Raw genomic sequence first — 19,142 nt, forward strand, 5'->3', positions numbered from 1 at the left:
CCTTATTTTTTTATAAATGGAATGATTGGCTTAAATATGGCTAACGTGGTCTGTTTTACTGCCTCAAGAAAAGGTGCATCAAGCTGATGAAATACACGTTGAATATAGATATCATTCATTTCACCTTCTCGGTTATAGCTATCGGTTAAATATTGCGTTAATACCAATTCTGCCTTGTTTTGTATCTCTTCATCATCAAATAAAAACGTCTGTGTTTTTTTATCGAAGCAAGCTTGTAACCAAGCCCAACCACTGTTGGCGAATAAGGCTAAAGGTGTATTCATACCTGTTTGATAATCTTGGATCAATCTTTCAAGGGTTGAATACGCTATATCCGCAGACACCGGTGATAGACACCATTGCGACTCTTTTCTACCATAAAAACGGCTTTCGCCAGTTCCACCACTTAAGCAGTACACGAGATGTTCTATCCATAATTGCAGTAGATCATTAGCTGTTAATGTGGCGGGTCGCCAACGGAGTAACCCATCGGCTTGTACTTCATTTAAACGACCAATTAATGGGATCGTATTAAATTGGTATTCTATTGTGACAGAATGGGTTGCTAAACGTTCACTTCTGACTTTTTCGGCTAAAGGTTGCAACGTTTCTATTTGTTGCTCCCAATAAATTTGACCAAACGCACTAGCTGGTAATTTTCCAGCAGCTTTAATGCGTTCATAAAGTGCTTCTGTTGATGTCCCTTCGATTAAGGCTTTTAATAACCATTGGTTTAATAGATAACGTTGTAATGCATTAATGACAAAAGGCTCTTCTTCCGGTAGCTCGGTCTCTTCAATAACAAAATTCGTTTTTAGACTTTGCTGGAAAAAAGCACGTACGGGATGGCGATAAAAGCGTGATAGTTCATCTAAAGAGACTTTCTCAATTTTTTTATTTAATGGCGTTGAAAATGCTTGGTGAGCAGTTCCTTTCCCACTTGCTGCCGGTAACCATTCAGCGGCATAAGAGCGATATAGGGCATCCGTTTTAAAGTTTTCTGGCGCAAAAGGCACTCGACTATGTTGGGTTAATAAGTGGCTGATGATACGCTGCGCACTGTCATCAACATTTAATGATGCATCTTCCCTTAAACGGAAATTTTGCCCAATATAATCTTGTAACTCTTTAATCAATACCGAAGGATTACATTCACGATCGTCACGAATAGATTTACCAATATAACTGATATAAAGGTATTTTTCTGCTGAGCTTAATGCTTCTAAAAACAGGTAGCGATCATCATCACGACGTTTTCTATCACCTCGACGACGTTTTTCTGCCATTAAATCAAATCCTAATGGCTGAATATTACGTGGGTAGATCCCATCATTCATTCCCAATAAACAGACTGCTTTAAATGGAATTGAACGCATTGGCATTAAGGTGCAAAAATTAAGGCTTCCGGCTAAAAAGCGTTGGCTAATTTTCTCATCATCAAAACGCACTGTAAGTTCATCGCGGATCAGCACTAATGGAATTTCATGTTGATAGTGCGCCTCTAGACCATTTTTTATCACCTTTTGCCACTGTTGTGTGATAAGCGCCAATACCAGCTCTGTCTCTTCATCAGTGTCAAAAAAAGCATCAACAAGCTGTTGACCGATATCAAGCCACTCTTCTAAGTTGCGAGTTTCGCTTAATCGTGTGCGCCATTCACTTAAGGTATATAGAAAATCTGCTAGATGCCCTGCTAACTCAGCGACTAGGCCACTTGATTCATCGTAAGGCAATACCCCTTGCCACGGCCCTGCCTCACTGTCCATCGCATAACCAAGAAGCATCCTTAATAACCCAAACTCCCACGTATTTTTTCCTGTCACAGGTAATAAAAAGGAGGCCACATTTTCATCATCTAATCCCCAACGTATACCTGACTCTTCAACCCAGCGCCGTAGTAGCTTCAACTCATTTTCAAAAATGGCAAAATGTGCAGCTAAGGCGGGTACTTCAAGTAATGCAAGCACTTGCTCTGCGGTAAAACGGCTTTGAGGTAATTCTAATAAAGTGATAAAAGCTTGTAAGACAGGATGTACTTGGCGAGCTTTTCGGTCTGAAATGGCAAAAGGAATATAACGCTCTGCGGGCGCATTACCAAATACGGCTTGAATATAGGGCGTATAGCTATCAATATCCGCCACCATAACAATAATATCTCGCGGTAATAAATCAGCATCTTGCTCGAGGAGATGCAGTAATTGGTCTTGTAATACCTCGACTTCCCGTTGTGGGCTATGGCTAGCATGAAAGGTCAAAGAGCGATCATCATTGGCGATGATCCGTTTTTTTTCACTACTTTGGTAATCCTCAAGCGTCTGACCTATTTGTGAAAAATCCTCTAAATCGAGTATATCGGCCTGAAGTTGATGTAATAAATTATCTCTTGGTATATCAACAAAAGCATCTAACACATCGCTATATTCAAGCTCAGAAAGAAAATAGAGATTATCTTTACCTAACTTTCCCCAAGACGCTAATAGTGGATTGCCGACATTTTGCTCCCCTTCTTCATTAAATAGTGTCGATGCATTTTGTTCATCTTTAAACCAAGGTAGTTCATGAAGTTGCTGATAATGTCGAGGCTTTCTACTATTTAGACGAGCGAAGAATTTTGGATCTTGAATATCTCCCCAGTAATAGCGGCAAGGATTAGTAAACAATAAATAGATTTCGGTATGTCTGCCGATTGCTTGCAGTGCTTGCAAATAGACTTGTGGCAATGCTGAAATACCACAAATAAAAATACGCGATGGAAAACAGTGCGCAAGCGCCCCTACTGGCGCATCATTCAAAGTAGAAATAAATTGTTGATAAAGATTAGCACGATGCCATTTAGGTTGCGCAAGATCTTCTGTATAGCGTTGCAGTGCCAACCACAGTGTTTTTTGCCAGTATTGATTGTCACTCAAGCCATCAATTAGTTGATCATTTTCCCATGCCGACAACCAATCGGGACGATAAACCAGATATTGGTCAAAGAGATCCGCCACACGCCCCGCTAGTTGATGTAATTTACGTTTGTCTTCATCATCTTTAAGATAATGTAGCAAGGGTTTAAATGCCGGATCATCAAGGTAATTAGGCAATAATGCCATTAGTTTCCATGTCATGGCATCTTTAGAAAACGCACTTTCTTTAGGTATACCTGATAATACCCGAGTAAACATTTCCCAAATAAAAGTAGCGGGTAATGGATAACGGATATTAGCAGCAATACCCAAACTTTCTGCTAATTGGATTTGTAACCACTGCGACATTCCGGGACTTTGCACTAAAATCACTTCTTGCTCAAAAGGCGATGATAGTGGCCGATTTTGCATAAAATGTACCATCAGTGATTTAAGTAGTGATAATTGATTTGAATGGTAAATATGGAACATCAGATCCTCATTTTATTAATCACATGACCAATGGTATAAGCGTGTCACATAACCTGAATGGTGGGTTATCGATCCCTCTATTTTTTGACAGCCTTCCGCTTCAATAAGTGATTGTGTCATTATTTTAAGGTTATCAACAGAGTTGAATGACATTTGCCCATAAAAAGCAAAAAGAGACGCTCCGGCTTGTTGGATAGCCACTAAGCGCTGAAAATCAACTTTTAAGGCTTGGCTATACCCTATAATAGCGACAAAGCTAATATTAAAGAATAGCAATACTGACACCATATTAATTAGCATACTATCTTCTTTTCTTTCATGATTAATTAAGTATTTATTATCAAATACAGCCTTCTTTAACTAGTGGACAGTAGTCTAGCCAACCATTCGGTTGGGCTTCAATATGCAGTTTTTCCTTACCAACCAGATTAATCCATTGATAATGAGATATCTTATCTCCGCTATGACTTTTAGCCTCTCCGAGTAGTAAAGCGCTTGTCTTTCCTCTCAAAGAGAAACAGCTTTTCATATTAGGCTCAGCAGTAAAAGTACGACATTGCCATTGGTAAAGACGAGAAGGCGATAAATCCCATGTTAAGGTCATTCCCCATGACAACGCAGATCCAGCGAATAAAAAGGTCTGCTTTGCTTGTAACTCTTGCATCACCATTAATTGACATTGACGATAATGATAAGCAAAACTTGTCAGTAACGATAAACTTATCACCATAAAACCTACTGCAGCCATCAGACCGATGACACCCTGTTGCTCCTTTATTGTTCCCTGTGTCGTTATCACGAAATATTCCTTAATAGTATTGATGTTTGATAGTGTACTTTTAGGTTAATATTTTGTTTTGCTTGGAATTTTAATGATAATGATAGATAGTTAAATGCACGTTTTTTTATTGGAGAATAGTGTGTATAGGGAGTTAAGATAAATTCTGTCACCTCAATTTCTTCTTTTTCGAAGATCTGTTGCCATCCTGTTGAATCACAATTTTGCACACCACGACGTTGTTCAAGCTGACCGTTTTTTAATCTAAAACCAAAGTAATCACTCTCTTGTTCTTCTGGACTCTCCCAACGGCCGTTATTGTTCATATCGTAAACAAACAAAACACAAGAGCCATGAGGGTGATAAGGATAATGACCTATTTTAAGTGGTACAGGTAAAGAAGCCTTTTTAACAGTGCAATCACCATTGCAGTACCCTGCTCGCCTTAATTGCGTTTCCAGTAACTGCAAACGCTGTTTTAGATAAATCTCTAAACGATATTGTTGATAAGAAGAAGTTAACTCATTGATAATATAAGGATAAGCACGTCCAATACAAACTAATAAAATACTACTTATCGTCATCACAAAGAGGCACTCCATCAACATAAAACCCGCAAAATCATGATGTTGAATAGACAAAGGACGCTTTAGCATACTGAAAATGCCTTTATTGTCTGACTGCACGCTCGAATACGCCCTAATGAAGAGATAATAATTTTGACCTCTTCATCACCATTTGACAGCACAAAATGCATCGGTCGTAATGTTTGGCGTAAGCCACAAAATGTAAAGCGTGTTGCTGTAGAGCGAATAAGCTGATTGTTTAACCCTAATTGAATACTTTCTTTGGTTGTGGGTGTTGTTAACGATTTTGCCTCTAATTTATTAATAGGTGATAGCCACAATACAATTTGCACTTTGCAATTAAAGAGCAGTGAGCGTTGTTGTTGATAAGCTAAAAACGCCATCACTTCTCTTACACTTTGAACTAACTGGCGTTGGCGTAACAACTGATGATATGAGCTCAAGGATAAAGCGCTCAATATTGCTACTATAGCCATAACAATAAGCACCTCGAATAAGCTACTCCCTAAATGTTTAGAGTGGGAATAATGATTGCCTGTCATCCATGCCTCCTACTTGTTTTCCTTGTCATTGTTACTGTTTTATCTCAATAACAATGCAGGCAAAAACCAGATAGGTAAATAAAAGCTCATCAAATTTAAGAGAGGTTACGCAATACGATATTTTTTTAAGTTAATAACAATAAAATGACTATTTTTTGATATCAAAAACCCCCAATAATTAAATTCAACTATTGGGGGTCACTTCAAAGGTTCGGGCTTAGCTGGAGTGCTACATTTCAAATTTTTTTACTGGCTTCGGATCTTTACTTCCATAAATATCTGTTTGGATAGTGACTAGCAGTTCATGAAGAGTAATTTGTAAAAATTCAAGAAAATCTGGGTGAAGGAGAGTTCTATCTACGACAGACACAGGTAAGAATCGCTTCATCTCTCCCTTAAACTTTTCACTCGCAACCAATGCAGGCAAAGACTCAATTCTTGCTTGCAACCATTCCTCAAAATGCTCATTGAGCTTATAATCGGCAACCTTTTTCATTACCAGTTCAGCGTCTGGTTTAACCCCTTTCTGGTGCAACCACACCAAATCCCACATATCTCTATACCGAATACGTGAGGTTGTTGCTGGGAATGAAACCAATTTATCAGCCATGACCTCCGTGAGCTCTTCCACTCTAATAATCAGGTCAGAATAGCCACTAGGAAGCTGCTCATAGTTTTTAACAAGCGTTCGAAGGGTGTTGGTGTATGCAGGAATGTTGGCTATTTCCACTTTGATCTTCTGCTTTGGTAGGTCTTTTTTTCCTGGATTGGTAGTCACTGATATTTGCCACTTATCGACTTTTACATCTGCATAATCAGGTTCTTTTCTTAGCTCTTTTGGCTCTTTAACCACAACCTCCAAGCCATATCGTTCACCAACATATTTCTCAATACACGCTTTAATCTCAAGCAGTTGCGCTGAACAGAAGTCACGACCACCAGCAAAGTCCAGATCTTCACTAAATCTGTTTGATCCATAGCAAAGCCTAAGCGATGTACCGCCCTGAAATGTGATGTGCTTTAAAAGCCCTGTGGCGGAAAGAGCATAAAGAATGTCATAATGTAGCAATTCTTTTTCCACGACAGGCCTGTTCGCGCCGTAATCCTTTTCGATGACAATGCTGTCAACTAGCTCATTAAAATTGACAAAATCAGACATAGTTTAATTCCTCACGTTGGATGAGGTGTGTATTTCTGCCAACCTTCATTAGATCCTTAATGGCAGTCTCCTTTGTTGCAATTCTTAATGGCCCCCTTCCTTCCACCGTAGTATTGAGTATTTCAAGAGGCTTCTTGGCAGTATGGGTAACCTCAATAACGCCCCAAGGCGTTACAAACTCTCCAGACCGGCCTGTGGACATAATCGTAAGTCTGTCGATGGGGATCTGTGAAATTACACCGTACTGAGATAGAGCGGATTCCAAACTAATGTAGTTGTAGTGGCCTCGTCGAATATTTTCGGCCAGACGTTCTAAAGGGTAAGGCCCCAATGAACCTTGAGTATAGATATATACACCTTTTGATGCTCGGCGTAGCACATCATGCGCGATCAGCCGGTCAACTGATTTTTGTAATGTTTTCGGAGACTCATCAGGAAAAAGCATTTTTAAATCTTTGGTGAGGAAGATATTTCTACCTTGCTTACTGAATTTGTTAAAAACATTAATTGCTCTTATTAACTCCATATCAACCTCTACTAAATCACCCCCAACGAGGGGTTATTTTGTATATTTGAGTATAGTACATTACCTTGATATACAAATAAACCCCAATAAAGGGGGTGTTTTGTATATCAAAACCCCCAATAATTAAATTCAACTATTGGGGGTTATTAAGTGTTAAACCAAATCAGTGAGTTAAACTACACCGTAAACGGGTATTTTATCGCCTCGTGACACTGATAACCTTCAACACTAAAGTCATCTGTCGTGACCCAAGTTTCTATATCATCTAATGTCTTAATGTTTGGATTAATATGTAGCTTAGGTAATGGCAATGGCTCTCTTTTTAGTTGAACATCACGCATCAGAGGTAATTGGTTCTCATAAATGTGAGCATTAACTATCTTATGGAATGCTTTACCTGGTTTATGCCCTGTGATTTGAGCCACCAGCGCTAATAATACAAAGCATTGAATTTGATTAAAATTCAACCCTAATGGGACATCACAGCTACGTTGATATGAGGTTAAATAAAGCCTGTCACCGAGCAATGAAAAAGTATGTGTATGCATGCATGGACGTAAACACCCTAACGCTGTTTCTCCGGGATTATAAAAAGTGACTATCTCACCACGATCGTCAATACCGTTAGTTAAGTTATCTACCACTTTACGTAATTGATCAAAGTGCGAGCCATCAGGGCGTTGCCATTGGCGTCCTTGAACACCATAGACTCGGCCCATATCATCTTCACCCTTACGATGCGGATTATTTAACCATGCGCTATTTTCATTAGCATTCGCGTTCCACGTATTACAGCCAATAGCACGAAATTGTGCTGCATTATCATAACCACGTAAGTACCCTAATAGTTCCGCAATCGCGGCTTTGTAAAAACTTTTACGCGTTGTTATGAGTGGAAATTGGTTATTGGCAACATCATATTCCAGATCGGCATTTATCACCGTTAAACAACGGGTTCCTGTCCGTTTATTATCAATCCATTCACCTTCATCGATAATGCGTTGACACAATGCCAGATACTGCTTCATGTAGTCTCTCTTTTTTGTTAGCTAATAATAGTTAGTGTGTTGTTGGCGTCTGTGGAGTGGCTTTATCGCGACGATACGCCCACACCATAAAGATAATGCCTAATATTATCATTGGAATGGAAAGAATTTGCCCCATGCTGATACCGCTAAATAAACCTAATTGCGCATCAGGTTGGCGGAAGAATTCAACAATAATACGGAAAGCACCATAACCAATTAAGAATAACCCCGATACACTGCCCATAGGACGATTTTTGCGCACAAAGATATTCAGAATAATAAATAATACCACGCCTTCTAGGAACATTTCATAGAGTTGCGATGGGTGGCGAGGCAATACGCCGTATTGCTGAATGATAGGTAATAGTGTAGTGGGATCTTGCGCGACAAGCTGTAGATCTTCTGCACGGGAGCCTGGGAATAAAATCGCCCACGGGGTATCTAAGGTGACTCTCCCCCAAAGCTCTCCATTAATAAAGTTACCAATACGTCCTAAACCTAAACCAAATGGAATTAATGGAGCAACAAAGTCTGCGACTTGAAAAAAGTGACGTTTAGTGCGACGAGCAAACCAAATCATGGCGCAGATCACCCCAATTAAGCCACCGTGGAAGGACATTCCGCCATCCCAGACTTTAAATAGGTAAAGTGGATTATCTAAAAATACCGGTAAGTTATAGAATAAAACATATCCTAGACGCCCACCAATAAACACGCCCACAAACCCTACATAAAGTAATGTTTCGACTTCACTTTTTTGCCAACCACTGTTAGGTTTTGCCGCTCTGCGGTTTGCTAGCCATAATGCAAACACAAATCCAATCAAATACATCATGCCGTACCAGTGCAAAGATACTGGCCCGATAGAAAACATAACTGGATCGATTTCTGGAAATTTAAGGTAGTTTATACTCATTCTTCCCTACTTCACTTTATTAATGATCTTCTATCTATGGGTCGATGTGGATAACCCCTTAGACAAAAAGTTTATACGAAGGCCTATCAGATACCTCCGCGAATTAATCCACCTAATCCTTGTCTTTCCATAAAATCAGCAGACAATTTTTTTATCTCTATTGCCGTTTCAGCTTTCAACACCTGTTGCATAAAAGGCTGTAAGATAGCAGGATCTAGATGGCGCAATAAGTATTTTACCCTAGGTAAACTACGGCCACTCATGCTTAACTGACGAAAACCTAGCCCTATTAGTAGCAATGCCCCCATCGGCGTACCCGCCATTTCACCACAAACACTGACTGGTAACTGATAACGTTGGCATTCTAAAGCAATAATATTAAGCGAACGCAGTAATGCAGGATGCAAATTATCATAGAGCAGTGCTACATGGGTATTATTACGATCGACTGCAAGTAAATATTGCGTTAAATCATTGGTACCAATCGAGATAAAATCTACTCGATGTGCTAATTGCGGTAACATAAAGACCAATGAGGGGACTTCAAGCATGATCCCCACAGGTGGTAGAATGCATTCGCATTTCATTTCTCGGCTAACTTCAGCACATGCTCTTAGTAACAATGCTTTCGCTTCTTCAATTTCATCAATACTTGTCACCATCGGCAACAATATTTTCAAATTTTTAAATTCAAGATTAGCTTTTAACATCGCTCGTAGTTGGATCAGAAATATTTCTGGCTGATCAAGTAATATTCTGATCCCCCGCCACCCTAAACAAGGGTTCTCCTCATTTATCGGCATATAAGGAAGCTGTTTATCTGCACCTATATCTAAAGCACGTAGTACGACGGGTTTATTGGGAAAAAATGATAAGATTTCACGATAACGGTTTTTTTGTTCATCTTCGGAAGGAAAACCGCTTTGTAACATAAAAGGGATTTCTGTGCGATAAAGACCGACACCATCTATGCCAACGCTAATACGTTGTTCATATTTAATGCTTAGCCCTGCATTTAATTGCACACTGATGGATTCACCATTTTTTAATACCGCTTGCTGTTCAAGCTGCTCTTCAGCAAGTTGACTCAATACTCTTTCTTCATCAATGATTTGCCGATATTCCTGCATGATAAAGGGTTCTGGCTCAATAAAAATCTCACCACGATAACCATCAAGAATTAGCATCCGGTTGTGAAGTAGCTCCGGTTGAATATCTGCCCCCATAATGGCAGGGATCCCCATTGCTCGCACTAAAATCGCTGAGTGTGAATGAGTCGCACCATCACGAACTATCACCCCTGCCAGTTGTTGTTCTGGCAACTCAGCCAATAGATTGGCACTAAGCTCATCCGCCACAAGAATAAAGCGATCTGGCCATGTATTTGTCGTACTGAGATCATCATCTAAATGAAATAGTAAGCGCTGACCTAATGCTTTTAAATCTGAAGCTCGTTCTCGCATATAACTATCTTTAAGACTTGAGAACTGTGCAGAAAACTTCTCTATCACCACTTTTACTGCCCACTCAGCAACATAGCCTTGTTGTATAACCCCAGTCATTTTTTGTCTTAATTGGGGATCGTTAAGTAAATGCGAATAGAGATCGAAAATAGCCGCACTCTCTTTTTGTGAATTTGCCATAAAGCGCTTACTAAAACGGCGACACTCCGATGTCGCATCTTCTAAGGCGACCGTTAATCGGTTTAATTCACTTTTTATATCCAGTGCGCTGGCTTTAAAAACATGATCTAAGGTTGGCTGAGACATCTCTTGCCAACCATATGCCATCACTACCCCCGTAGAAACGGATAGGGCTTTAATACGGCTTTGACGATATTGTCCAAATAATCCTTTCGTTTGCACTTGCGACAATATCGCCCCTAATTGGGTGGCCAGTGTCACCATAAAAGATTCTTCGCTTTCATTAAATAAGCGTCGCTCTTTTTGCTGAACCACCAACACCCCAAGTAACTGACGACGATAGACAATGGGCACGCCGAGAAAAGCGCGCAGATCATCCTCTTTTACTTGTGGCAGATAGGTAAAATTAGGATGTTCACGAATATCAGCCAGATTAATCAGCTCAGAAAGACGTCCTACTTCACCCACCACCCCCTCATCAAATGAGAGGCTGACGGCACGTCCTTTCGGCTTTTTCAATCCTTTTGTGGCCATTAAATAGAAACAGCGATGGGGAATATCGGCAAGATAAATAGAACACACATCCGTGTGCATAGCTTGACACGTTTCTTTCACTAATAGCTCAAGTGCTTCTGGCAGACTCGCTGCCATAGCCACTTTTTCTACAATTTCCCGCAAACGTGTCAGCATAGTGTTATCTAATACCTTTTACGGCGATATCCATAGGAAGGACGAGACATAGACACTTGTTCTTGTAATGGCATAACTACTGGTGCGAACTCTTTCATCACGCGACGATATACATCTCGTTTAAAAGAGACGACTTGACGAACAGGATACCAATAGCTAACCCAACGCCAACCATCAAACTCTGGCGTTTTGCTCTGCTGAACATTAATGTCCTTGTCGTTACTTGTTAACTGCAAAAGGAACCAACGCTGTTTTTGTCCAATACAAACAGGTTTTGTGTCCCAACGCACCAAACGCTTAGGTAACTTGTAACGTAACCAGTTACGCGTGGAGGCAAGGATTTTAACATCCTTACGACTTAATCCAACTTCTTCGAACAACTCACGATACATGGCTTGTTCTGGTGATTCTCCAGGATTAATTCCCCCTTGAGGAAATTGCCATGAATGTTGTCCATAGCGACGGGCCCAAAGCACTTGCCCTTGCCGATTACAAATTACAATCCCCACATTCGGGCGGTAGCCATCATCATCGATCACCAGACTACCTCAATAACCAAACTTGAAAGATAACTCATTGTTTCATACTACCCACAAACGGTAAACCACTATCAACAGACTTTGCACAACGTGAGTATTTATCTACAATGGGAATGTCTCAACGGGGTGCTTTTTTAAGCTGAGAAAAACTCGTGGAACCTGATCCAGCTAATACTGGCGTAGGGATTTGAGTCAGGATGGCGCAATAATAACTCATTTGCCTCCTCACTCCTCAGATCCTACTTGACTTTTTACTGAGGAAAATAGCGTGTTAATAAATTCTCTTCGTTCAACTCTTTTATTCAGTGCACTAGGTTTGTTCAGTGCTTTTGCCGCAAATGCACAACAAACCAAACCCACACTTACCGTCTATACCTATGACTCTTTTACCGCGGATTGGGGGCCTGGTCCGGCAGTTAAAAAAGCATTTGAACAGCAATGTGATTGTGAGCTAAAACTGGTTGCCCTTTCTGATGGGGTTTCTCTCCTTAATCGTTTACGTATGGAAGGGAGTAAAAGTAAGGCTGACATTATTTTAGGGCTAGATAACAATCTTATTCATGCGGCAAAACAGACCGGACTTTTTGCACCAAGCAATATTGATACATCAAAACTGGCATTACCTGAAAAATGGACTGATGACACTTTTGTGCCTTATGACTACGGTTATTTCGCTTTTATTTACGATAAAAATCGTATTACTCATCCCCCTAAAAGCATGGATGAGCTGTTAAATAGCCAACAGCCGTGGAAAATCCTTTATCAAGATCCACGTACCAGTACCCCCGGCTTAGGCTTAATGTTATGGATGCAATCACTGTATCCAAACAATACCGCTGAGCAGTGGCAAAAATTGGCGAATAAAACACTGACAGTAACCAAAGGCTGGAGTGAGTCCTATGGCTTATTCTTGAAAGGAGAAGGGGATTTTGTGCTTAGTTACACCTCATCTCCGGGCTACCATATTTTGGCAGATAAAAAGGACAATTATGCAGCTGCTATTTTTGATGAAGGACACTATTTACAGGTAGAAGTTGCAGCCAAGCTAAAATCCAGCAAACAGCCAGAATTAGCTCAGCAATTTATGCAATTTATGCTAACCCCCGCTTTCCAAGAAACCATCCCAACCACTAATTGGATGTATCCTGTTATTGATATGCCACTACCTGAGGTCTACTCCGTTATGCCTAAACCGCAAAAGTCATTACAATTTGATGCTGATGTGGTAGCCAAAGAGCGCCAAACATGGACACGTAATTGGCAATCTGCGGTTAGCCGCTAATGGGTAAATGGCTTATCCCGGGGCTATGTGCCTCGGGATTATTACTTACCGTCGCCCTTCTCTCCTTCGGTGCTTTATGGTTTAACGCGCCAAGTGGTGATTTATCGACTATTTTTGCTGATAGTTACCTATGGCATGTGGTGCGCTTTACTTTTTGGCAAGCATTTTTATCCGCGCTATTTTCCATTTTACCGGCAATTTGGTTAGCAAAAGCGCTCTATCGACGCCAGTTTGTTGGCAGAACGCTCTTTTTACGCTTATGTGCAATGAGTTTAGTTCTACCGGTGTTAGTGGCGCTATTTGGCATTTTAACTGTGTATGGTCGCATGGGGTGGCTGGCTCAAATATGCCAATGGTTAGGGATTGATTACCATTTTACGCCTTATGGTTTACAAGGCATTTTACTCGCACATATTTTTTTCAATATGCCACTGGCTACCAGAATGTTGTTACAAGCCTTGGAAAGTATTTCTACCGAGCAACGCCAATTAGCATCACAATTGGGAATGAATGGCTGGCAACGTTTTCGTTTTCTCGAGTGGCCCTATTTATGGCGACAAATCCTGCCTACTGCATCACTGATTTTTATGCTCTGCTTTGCAAGTTTCGCGACTGTATTAGCGCTGGGAGGTGGGCCTGCGGCAACAACTGTTGAATTGGCAATTTATCAAGCATTAAGTTATGACTACGATTTACATCGTGCAGCGCTATTAGCATTAATTCAGCTATTTTGCTGCTTAGGATTAGTACTTGTTAGCCAAAAATTAAAGGGAACACTCTTTGTCGGTAATCATCAAAAACTAAGCTGGCGTGATCCTAGCGACTCATTAATCAATAAAATAACGGATAGTTTAATTATCGTACTTGCTATGCTCTTTTTACTTCCTCCGTTATTAGCGGTGATAAGTGATGGCTTAAACAGTCAATTATTAGGTGTTCTACAACAGCCGGTACTTTGGCAAGCCTTTACAACATCATTAATTATTGCACTTGGCGCTGGGGGACTTTGTGTTATTTTAACGATGATGTTGCTCTGGAGTAGTCGAGAATTACGCTTACGCCATTTTAAAAAGGCCGGACAAGCGCTGGAAATGAGTGGACTCATTATTCTGGCTATGCCGGGCATTGTATTAGCGACGGGCTTTTTTCTATTATTAAACAGCACAACCGGATTACCTGAATCCCCCTATCTTTTAGTGATCCTCACTAATGCGCTTATGGCTATTCCATATGCTTTAAAAGTACTTGAAAACCCAATGAATGATATTGCAGCCCGCTATAATCTATTATGTGCTTCCCTTAATTTGCGAGGTATTAATCGTCTACGTTGGATAGAGCTACGCGCTTTGAAAAAGCCACTATCACAAGCACTGGCTTTTGCTTGTGTCATTTCCATTGGTGATTTTGGTATTGTTGCCTTATTTGGAAATGAAACTTTTAGAACATTACCTTTTTACCTCTATCAGCAAATCGGTGCTTATCACACACAAGATGGCGCTGTCACCGCGATGCTCCTTTTGCTGTTATGTTTCACGCTTTTTAGCCTTATCGAACGCGTTTCAGGAAAATCCTATGATTAAGTTAGAGCAGCTTTCTTATACCTATGAGCACCAACATCTGACCTTTAATTTAACGGTAAAAGCGGGGGAGCGTATTGCTATTTTAGGTCCCAGTGGTGCAGGTAAAAGCTCATTACTCAGCTTAATAGCGGGTTTTCTGCCCTCAGAGTCAGGCTCATTATTTTTAAAAGGGAAAGATCATACCAAAACAGCCCCTGCCCAACGCCCTATCTCGATGTTATTTCAAGATAACAATCTTTTTCCTCATCTCACGGTAAGACAAAATATTGGTTTAGGGCTAGATCCAGGGCTAAAACTCACTGTGGCACAGAAAGCACTATTAGAAAGTCGAGCCAAACAGGTTTCTTTAAGTGATTATCTAGAGCGTTTACCTTCACAACTATCTGGGGGTCAACGTCAACGAGTGGCAATTACCCGTTGTCTGGTACGTGAACAGCCTATTTTATTGTTAGACGAACCTTTTTCCGCCCTTGATCCCGCATTACGTATCGAAATGCTGACATTATTAGAACAAATTTGTGATGAAAAAAATCTCACTTTACTCATGGTGTCTCACAGCTTAGAAGATGCTCATAAAATCGCACCAAGAGCGCTTGTTATTGATAATGGCACCATTGTCTATGATGGAAATACAGCGTCATTAATCAAAGGCGAAGTGGATCAATCACTGCTTTTAGGGATACCTTTTAATTAATCTATTGAAATATAGCGATATCGAAAGAAGCTTATTCCCCCCTACAAGCCTCTTTCGAATATTTCGAATACTTGACTATTTTTCGAATATTTCAGATAATCTAGTTATTAAAAAGGGGGAAATACTAATGAATACGATAAGTGAGAGACTTAGTGCTGAAGATATTGCATTAGCAAAATTAAGTAGCCAAGAGCTATCCGCTGTTATGGATATTAATGGCAAAACGCAGAAGCTATCCATTATAGATAAGACGGGTAATAATCATATTGTACAAATACCAAATAGTGCATTACGCCTAATGATTGAAATTCTTACTCAACTAGGGCAAGGGAATACTGTTAGTATCACACCAATCCATGCTGAGCTAACGACACAGGAAGCGGCTGATATACTCAATATGTCCCGTCCTACATTTGTAAAATTATTAGATACACGAGCGATACCCTACTCTAGAAAAGGAAATCGTAGGAAAGTTGCTTATGCTGATATTGTTGCTTATAAAAATGAATTGGAGCAAAAACGACTTGATGCCCTTGCTGAATTATCGCAATTAGATCAAGAAATGGATATGGGGTATTAATGACAAACTATACTGTTTTGCTTGATGCCTGTGTCATGTATCCAGCCCCTCTTAGAAGTTATTTAATGTATCTTGCTAATACTGGTTTATTTAGAGCACGTTGGAGTAATCAGATCCATGATGAATGGATCACTAATTTATTAGTCAACAATCCAACATTAACAGCTGAGCGACTAATACGAACCAGAGATTTAATGAATGCACATGTTCCTGATTGTTTAGTAGAAGGCTACGAACCGCTTATTTGTGGTTTAAAGCTACCTGATCCTAATGATCGTCATGTGCTAGCAGCAGCAATAAAAGGGCAGGCTCAAGCTATAATTACATTTAACTTAAAAGATTTTCCGCAAAAATACCTTAATTCTTTTGATATTTCAGCTATCCATCCTGATGAATTTTTGAGTGACATGTTTGAATTAAATCCTAGTAGCTGTATTAAAGCGGCGCAACAACATAGACAAAGCCTAAAGAATCCACCAATGACCGTAGAGACCTTTTTAGGCTGTTTACAAAAGCAGAAATTACCCCAGTTTATTTCCCATTTACGGGCATTCCAGATATTATTATAAGTACATCAACCCGTGTAATATCCCATTTCCTATCATAACAAGGCTATGATTAATATTATAATTAATAGTTAACGATCTCTTTTTCAAGCTTCAATATCTCGCTTATTAGGAAATTATGACAATTCACACAGAGCAAGGCTTTATTCTTACCCGCCATTGGAGTGATACCCCACAAGGTATCGCTGTCTCCTATTGGTTGGCGACAGAAAATGGACCGCGTAAAGTCACGGTTGCAAAGCAGTATGCTATTGGTTTTGTTGCCCAACAAAATGAAAGTATATTACGCTCAGTGGTTGGTCATAATCGCGATATTGATATTCGTCCTCTGGCGTTAAAAGACTTTGAAAGACAACCTGTTTTGGGGGTTTATTGTAAACAATACCGCCAACTTACCCAGCTTGAACAGCAATTAAAACAGCATAATATTCGCCTATATGAAGCCGATATCCGCCCACATGAACGCTATATGATGGAGCGTTTTATCACCGCGCCTGTATGGTTTCGTTATCAAAATAGTCATACTGTCACGCTAAAACCTGCCAGTGTTTATCGTCCTACATTACGTACCGTCTCTTTAGATATTGAAACCAGTGAGTTTGGTGAGCTTTATTCTATTGGATTGGCCGGTTGCGGTGATAACGTTGTTTTTATGCTTAGTGACACCCTCCCAGAAGTTCAAGAAAGCCAACAACCTGAAGGCTATCGTCTGTGCTATGTAAGTAGTCGATTACAACTCCTTGAAAAACTAAATGCTTGGATACAAGAGTACGATCCTGATGCGATTATTGGTTGGAATCTTATTCAATTTGATTTGCGTATCTTGCATACCCATGCTCAGCGTTACGGGATCAATTTATTATTAGGACGACAAAATACCCCATTAGAGTGGCGTGAACATGGCTTTAAAGCGGGGCACTTTTTTGCCTCAGCACAAGGGCGTTTAATTATTGATGGTATTGATGCTTTAAAAATGGCGACATGGAATTTTCCCTCTTTTAGCCTAGAGTCAGTTGCTCAAACACTGTTAGGGGAAGGGAAAGCGATTGATACACCTTATGCCAGAATGGACGAAATCAATCGCCGTTTTAAAGAAGATAAGCCCGCCTTAGCGTATTATAACTGGCAAGATTGTGTCTTGGTTAATCGTATCTTTGATACCACACACTTAATGGAATTCTTATTAGAAAGAGCCAGTGTAACAGGACTGGCAGCAGATAGAAGTGGTGGCTCTGTCGCAGCATTTACTCACCTCTATTTACCCTCAATGCATCGTCTTGGTTATATTGCCCCCAATCAGGGTGAAAAACCCGAAGAGCATAGCCCTGGTGGTTTTGTCATGGACTCAACACCGGGTCTCTATGACTCAGTGGTGGTACTGGACTATAAAAGCCTATATCCCTCTATTATTCGTACCTTTTTAATCGATCCGGTGGGTATGATTGAAGGTATGCATCACCCTGATAGCACACATGCCGTTCCCGGTTTTCGTCAAGCGTGGTTTTCACGAGAAAAACACTGTTTACCCACCATTGTTTCACAAATCTGGCATGAACGAGATAATGCTAAACGTCATAACAACGCCCCGCTCTCTCAAGCATTGAAAATTATTATGAATGCTTTTTATGGTGTATTAGGCTCGGTAGGCTGTCGTTTTTTTGATCCTCGATTGGCTTCATCAATTACTTTACGTGGTCATGAAATAATGAAAAAGACCCGTGAATTAATTGAGTCAAAAGGCTATCAAGTGATTTATGGTGATACTGATTCTACTTTTGTTTGGCTTAAAGCCGCTCATAACGAAGTACAAGCAGAGCAGATCGGTCGTCAATTAGCGCAAGATGTTAATCAATGGTGGAAAAGCTATCTGACTGAAACTTACCAGCTTGATAGCCAATTAGAGCTTGAGTACGAAACCCATTATCGCCGATTCTTGATGCCCACTATTCGAGGTATGGAAACCGGAAGTAAAAAACGTTATGCAGGGCTAAGTCATGATAAAATGGTGTTTAAAGGATTGGAAACAGTCAGAACAGACTGGACACCACTGGCGCAAGCGTTTCAAAAAGAGCTTTATACACGCATCTTTAATCAGCAACCTTATCAACAGTTTATTCGTGATTATGTTGCTGATACGCTATTAGGAAAATATGATGATAGACTGGTTTATCGAAAAAGATTGCGACGAAAATTATCAGACTACCAGCACCATATCCCCCCTCACGTCAAAGCAGCTCGATTAGCGGATGACTATAATCAATTACAAAATAGGCCGCAACAATATCAGCAAGGCGGTTGGATTAGTTATATAATTACTCACTTGGGGCCAGAGCCGTTAGAGCATATCACTTCGACACCTGACTATGAACACTACATTAATAAGCAATTAATGCCGATAGCAGATGCTATTTTGCCATTTCTACAAGATGATTTTTCTACCTTGTTAAATGGGCAAATGACGCTCTCTTTTTAAGATGTGTTATTTTGCAGGTGACGGCTTGCTTTGCATCTATTAACATAACGCCCCTTTGGTGATAATCACCTTTTTTCTCATCTTGAGAAAGATACTATTTTTTATCCCGTAGATTGGATGACAACACCGCAATACTGCATTCATTAATAATGATTTTATAAATTATATATTTGAGAGCT

At 40.1% G+C, this 19,142-nt stretch carries 17 protein-coding genes and 1 riboswitch; of the genes, 6 read left to right on the forward strand and 11 right to left on the reverse strand.

The window, feature by feature from the left end; translation table 11 throughout:
* Positions 1 to 2 precede the first annotated feature (2 nt).
* The 11 genes from recC to rppH form a co-directional block, all read right to left on the reverse strand.
* Positions 3 to 3,380 carry an exodeoxyribonuclease V subunit gamma gene (recC, locus tag AACU98_RS02690; RefSeq protein ID WP_161735473.1) on the reverse strand — a complete coding sequence of 1,126 codons (3,378 nt, stop codon included), beginning with the start codon at positions 3,378 to 3,380 and terminating at the stop codon, positions 3 to 5.
* 15 nt (positions 3,381 to 3,395) lie between these two features.
* Positions 3,396 to 3,680: a hypothetical protein gene (locus AACU98_RS02695; RefSeq protein ID WP_004245514.1), complete on the reverse strand. Its 285-nt coding sequence runs from the start codon at positions 3,678 to 3,680 to the stop codon at positions 3,396 to 3,398.
* 40 nt (positions 3,681 to 3,720) lie between these two features.
* A complete protein-coding gene (locus AACU98_RS02700; protein ID WP_004245516.1) occupies positions 3,721 to 4,179 on the reverse strand; it encodes a DUF2509 family protein in 459 nt (152 codons plus the stop codon).
* Positions 4,176 to 4,814: a prepilin peptidase-dependent protein gene (locus AACU98_RS02705; RefSeq protein WP_004250231.1), complete on the reverse strand. Its 639-nt coding sequence runs from the start codon at positions 4,812 to 4,814 to the stop codon at positions 4,176 to 4,178. The genes AACU98_RS02700 and AACU98_RS02705 overlap by 4 nt, the downstream gene beginning before the upstream one ends.
* Entirely contained in the window at positions 4,808 to 5,287 is a 480-nt protein-coding gene (locus tag AACU98_RS02710) for a prepilin-type N-terminal cleavage/methylation domain-containing protein (protein WP_012368318.1), read from the reverse strand. Before AACU98_RS02710 ends, AACU98_RS02705 begins: the two co-directional genes overlap by 7 nt.
* A gap of 229 nt (positions 5,288 to 5,516) precedes the next feature.
* Complete coding sequence (locus AACU98_RS02715; protein WP_004245519.1) at positions 5,517 to 6,446, reverse strand: nucleotidyl transferase AbiEii/AbiGii toxin family protein; 930 nt, start codon at positions 6,444 to 6,446, stop codon at positions 5,517 to 5,519.
* Entirely contained in the window at positions 6,439 to 6,972 is a 534-nt protein-coding gene (abiEi, locus tag AACU98_RS02720) for a type IV toxin-antitoxin system AbiEi family antitoxin (protein ID WP_004245520.1), read from the reverse strand. Before abiEi ends, AACU98_RS02715 begins: the two co-directional genes overlap by 8 nt.
* A 176-nt stretch (positions 6,973 to 7,148) precedes the next feature.
* Positions 7,149 to 8,000, reverse strand: a complete 852-nt coding sequence (locus AACU98_RS02725; RefSeq protein WP_004245521.1) for a thymidylate synthase — start codon at positions 7,998 to 8,000, stop codon at positions 7,149 to 7,151.
* 31 nt (positions 8,001 to 8,031) lie between these two features.
* Positions 8,032 to 8,916 (reverse strand): prolipoprotein diacylglyceryl transferase, encoded by an 885-nt coding sequence (gene lgt / locus AACU98_RS02730; RefSeq protein WP_004245522.1) that lies wholly within the window; start codon positions 8,914 to 8,916, stop codon positions 8,032 to 8,034.
* An 86-nt stretch (positions 8,917 to 9,002) separates the two neighbouring features.
* Complete coding sequence (gene ptsP, locus AACU98_RS02735) at positions 9,003 to 11,249, reverse strand: phosphoenolpyruvate--protein phosphotransferase (protein ID WP_004249490.1); 2,247 nt, start codon at positions 11,247 to 11,249, stop codon at positions 9,003 to 9,005.
* Positions 11,250 to 11,257: 8 nt separating this feature from the next.
* Positions 11,258 to 11,788, reverse strand: coding sequence for an RNA pyrophosphohydrolase (gene rppH, locus AACU98_RS02740; protein WP_004245524.1), 531 nt, complete (start codon positions 11,786 to 11,788; stop codon positions 11,258 to 11,260).
* A 112-nt stretch (positions 11,789 to 11,900) separates the two neighbouring features.
* Positions 11,901 to 11,992, forward strand: a riboswitch (TPP riboswitch).
* 64 nt (positions 11,993 to 12,056) lie between these two features.
* Here rppH and thiB point away from each other — a divergent pair.
* The 6 genes from thiB (at position 12,057) to AACU98_RS02770 (ending at position 18,963) form a co-directional block, all read left to right on the forward strand.
* The gene (gene thiB / locus AACU98_RS02745) at positions 12,057 to 13,070 is read left to right on the forward strand and encodes a thiamine ABC transporter substrate binding subunit (RefSeq protein WP_087726380.1); all 1,014 of its coding nucleotides are present in this window, start codon (positions 12,057 to 12,059) and stop codon (positions 13,068 to 13,070) included.
* Positions 13,070 to 14,650 carry a thiamine/thiamine pyrophosphate ABC transporter permease ThiP gene (gene thiP, locus AACU98_RS02750; RefSeq protein ID WP_036970641.1) on the forward strand — a complete coding sequence of 527 codons (1,581 nt, stop codon included), beginning with the start codon at positions 13,070 to 13,072 and terminating at the stop codon, positions 14,648 to 14,650. The genes thiB and thiP overlap by 1 nt, the downstream gene beginning before the upstream one ends.
* Positions 14,643 to 15,344, forward strand: coding sequence for a thiamine ABC transporter ATP-binding protein ThiQ (gene thiQ / locus AACU98_RS02755; protein WP_161735475.1), 702 nt, complete (start codon positions 14,643 to 14,645; stop codon positions 15,342 to 15,344). Before thiP ends, thiQ begins: the two co-directional genes overlap by 8 nt.
* Before the next feature lie 127 nt (positions 15,345 to 15,471).
* Complete coding sequence (locus AACU98_RS02760) at positions 15,472 to 15,924, forward strand: helix-turn-helix domain-containing protein (protein WP_004245528.1); 453 nt, start codon at positions 15,472 to 15,474, stop codon at positions 15,922 to 15,924.
* Complete coding sequence (locus tag AACU98_RS02765; protein ID WP_004249488.1) at positions 15,924 to 16,493, forward strand: PIN domain-containing protein; 570 nt, start codon at positions 15,924 to 15,926, stop codon at positions 16,491 to 16,493. The genes AACU98_RS02760 and AACU98_RS02765 overlap by 1 nt, the downstream gene beginning before the upstream one ends.
* Before the next feature lie 115 nt (positions 16,494 to 16,608).
* Entirely contained in the window at positions 16,609 to 18,963 is a 2,355-nt protein-coding gene (locus AACU98_RS02770; protein ID WP_161735477.1) for a DNA polymerase II, read from the forward strand.
* The last annotated feature ends 179 nt before the right edge of the window (positions 18,964 to 19,142 follow it).

It is taken from the genome of Proteus sp. G4380 (assembly GCF_963885725.1).
Lineage (GTDB): Bacteria > Pseudomonadota > Gammaproteobacteria > Enterobacterales > Enterobacteriaceae > Proteus > Proteus mirabilis.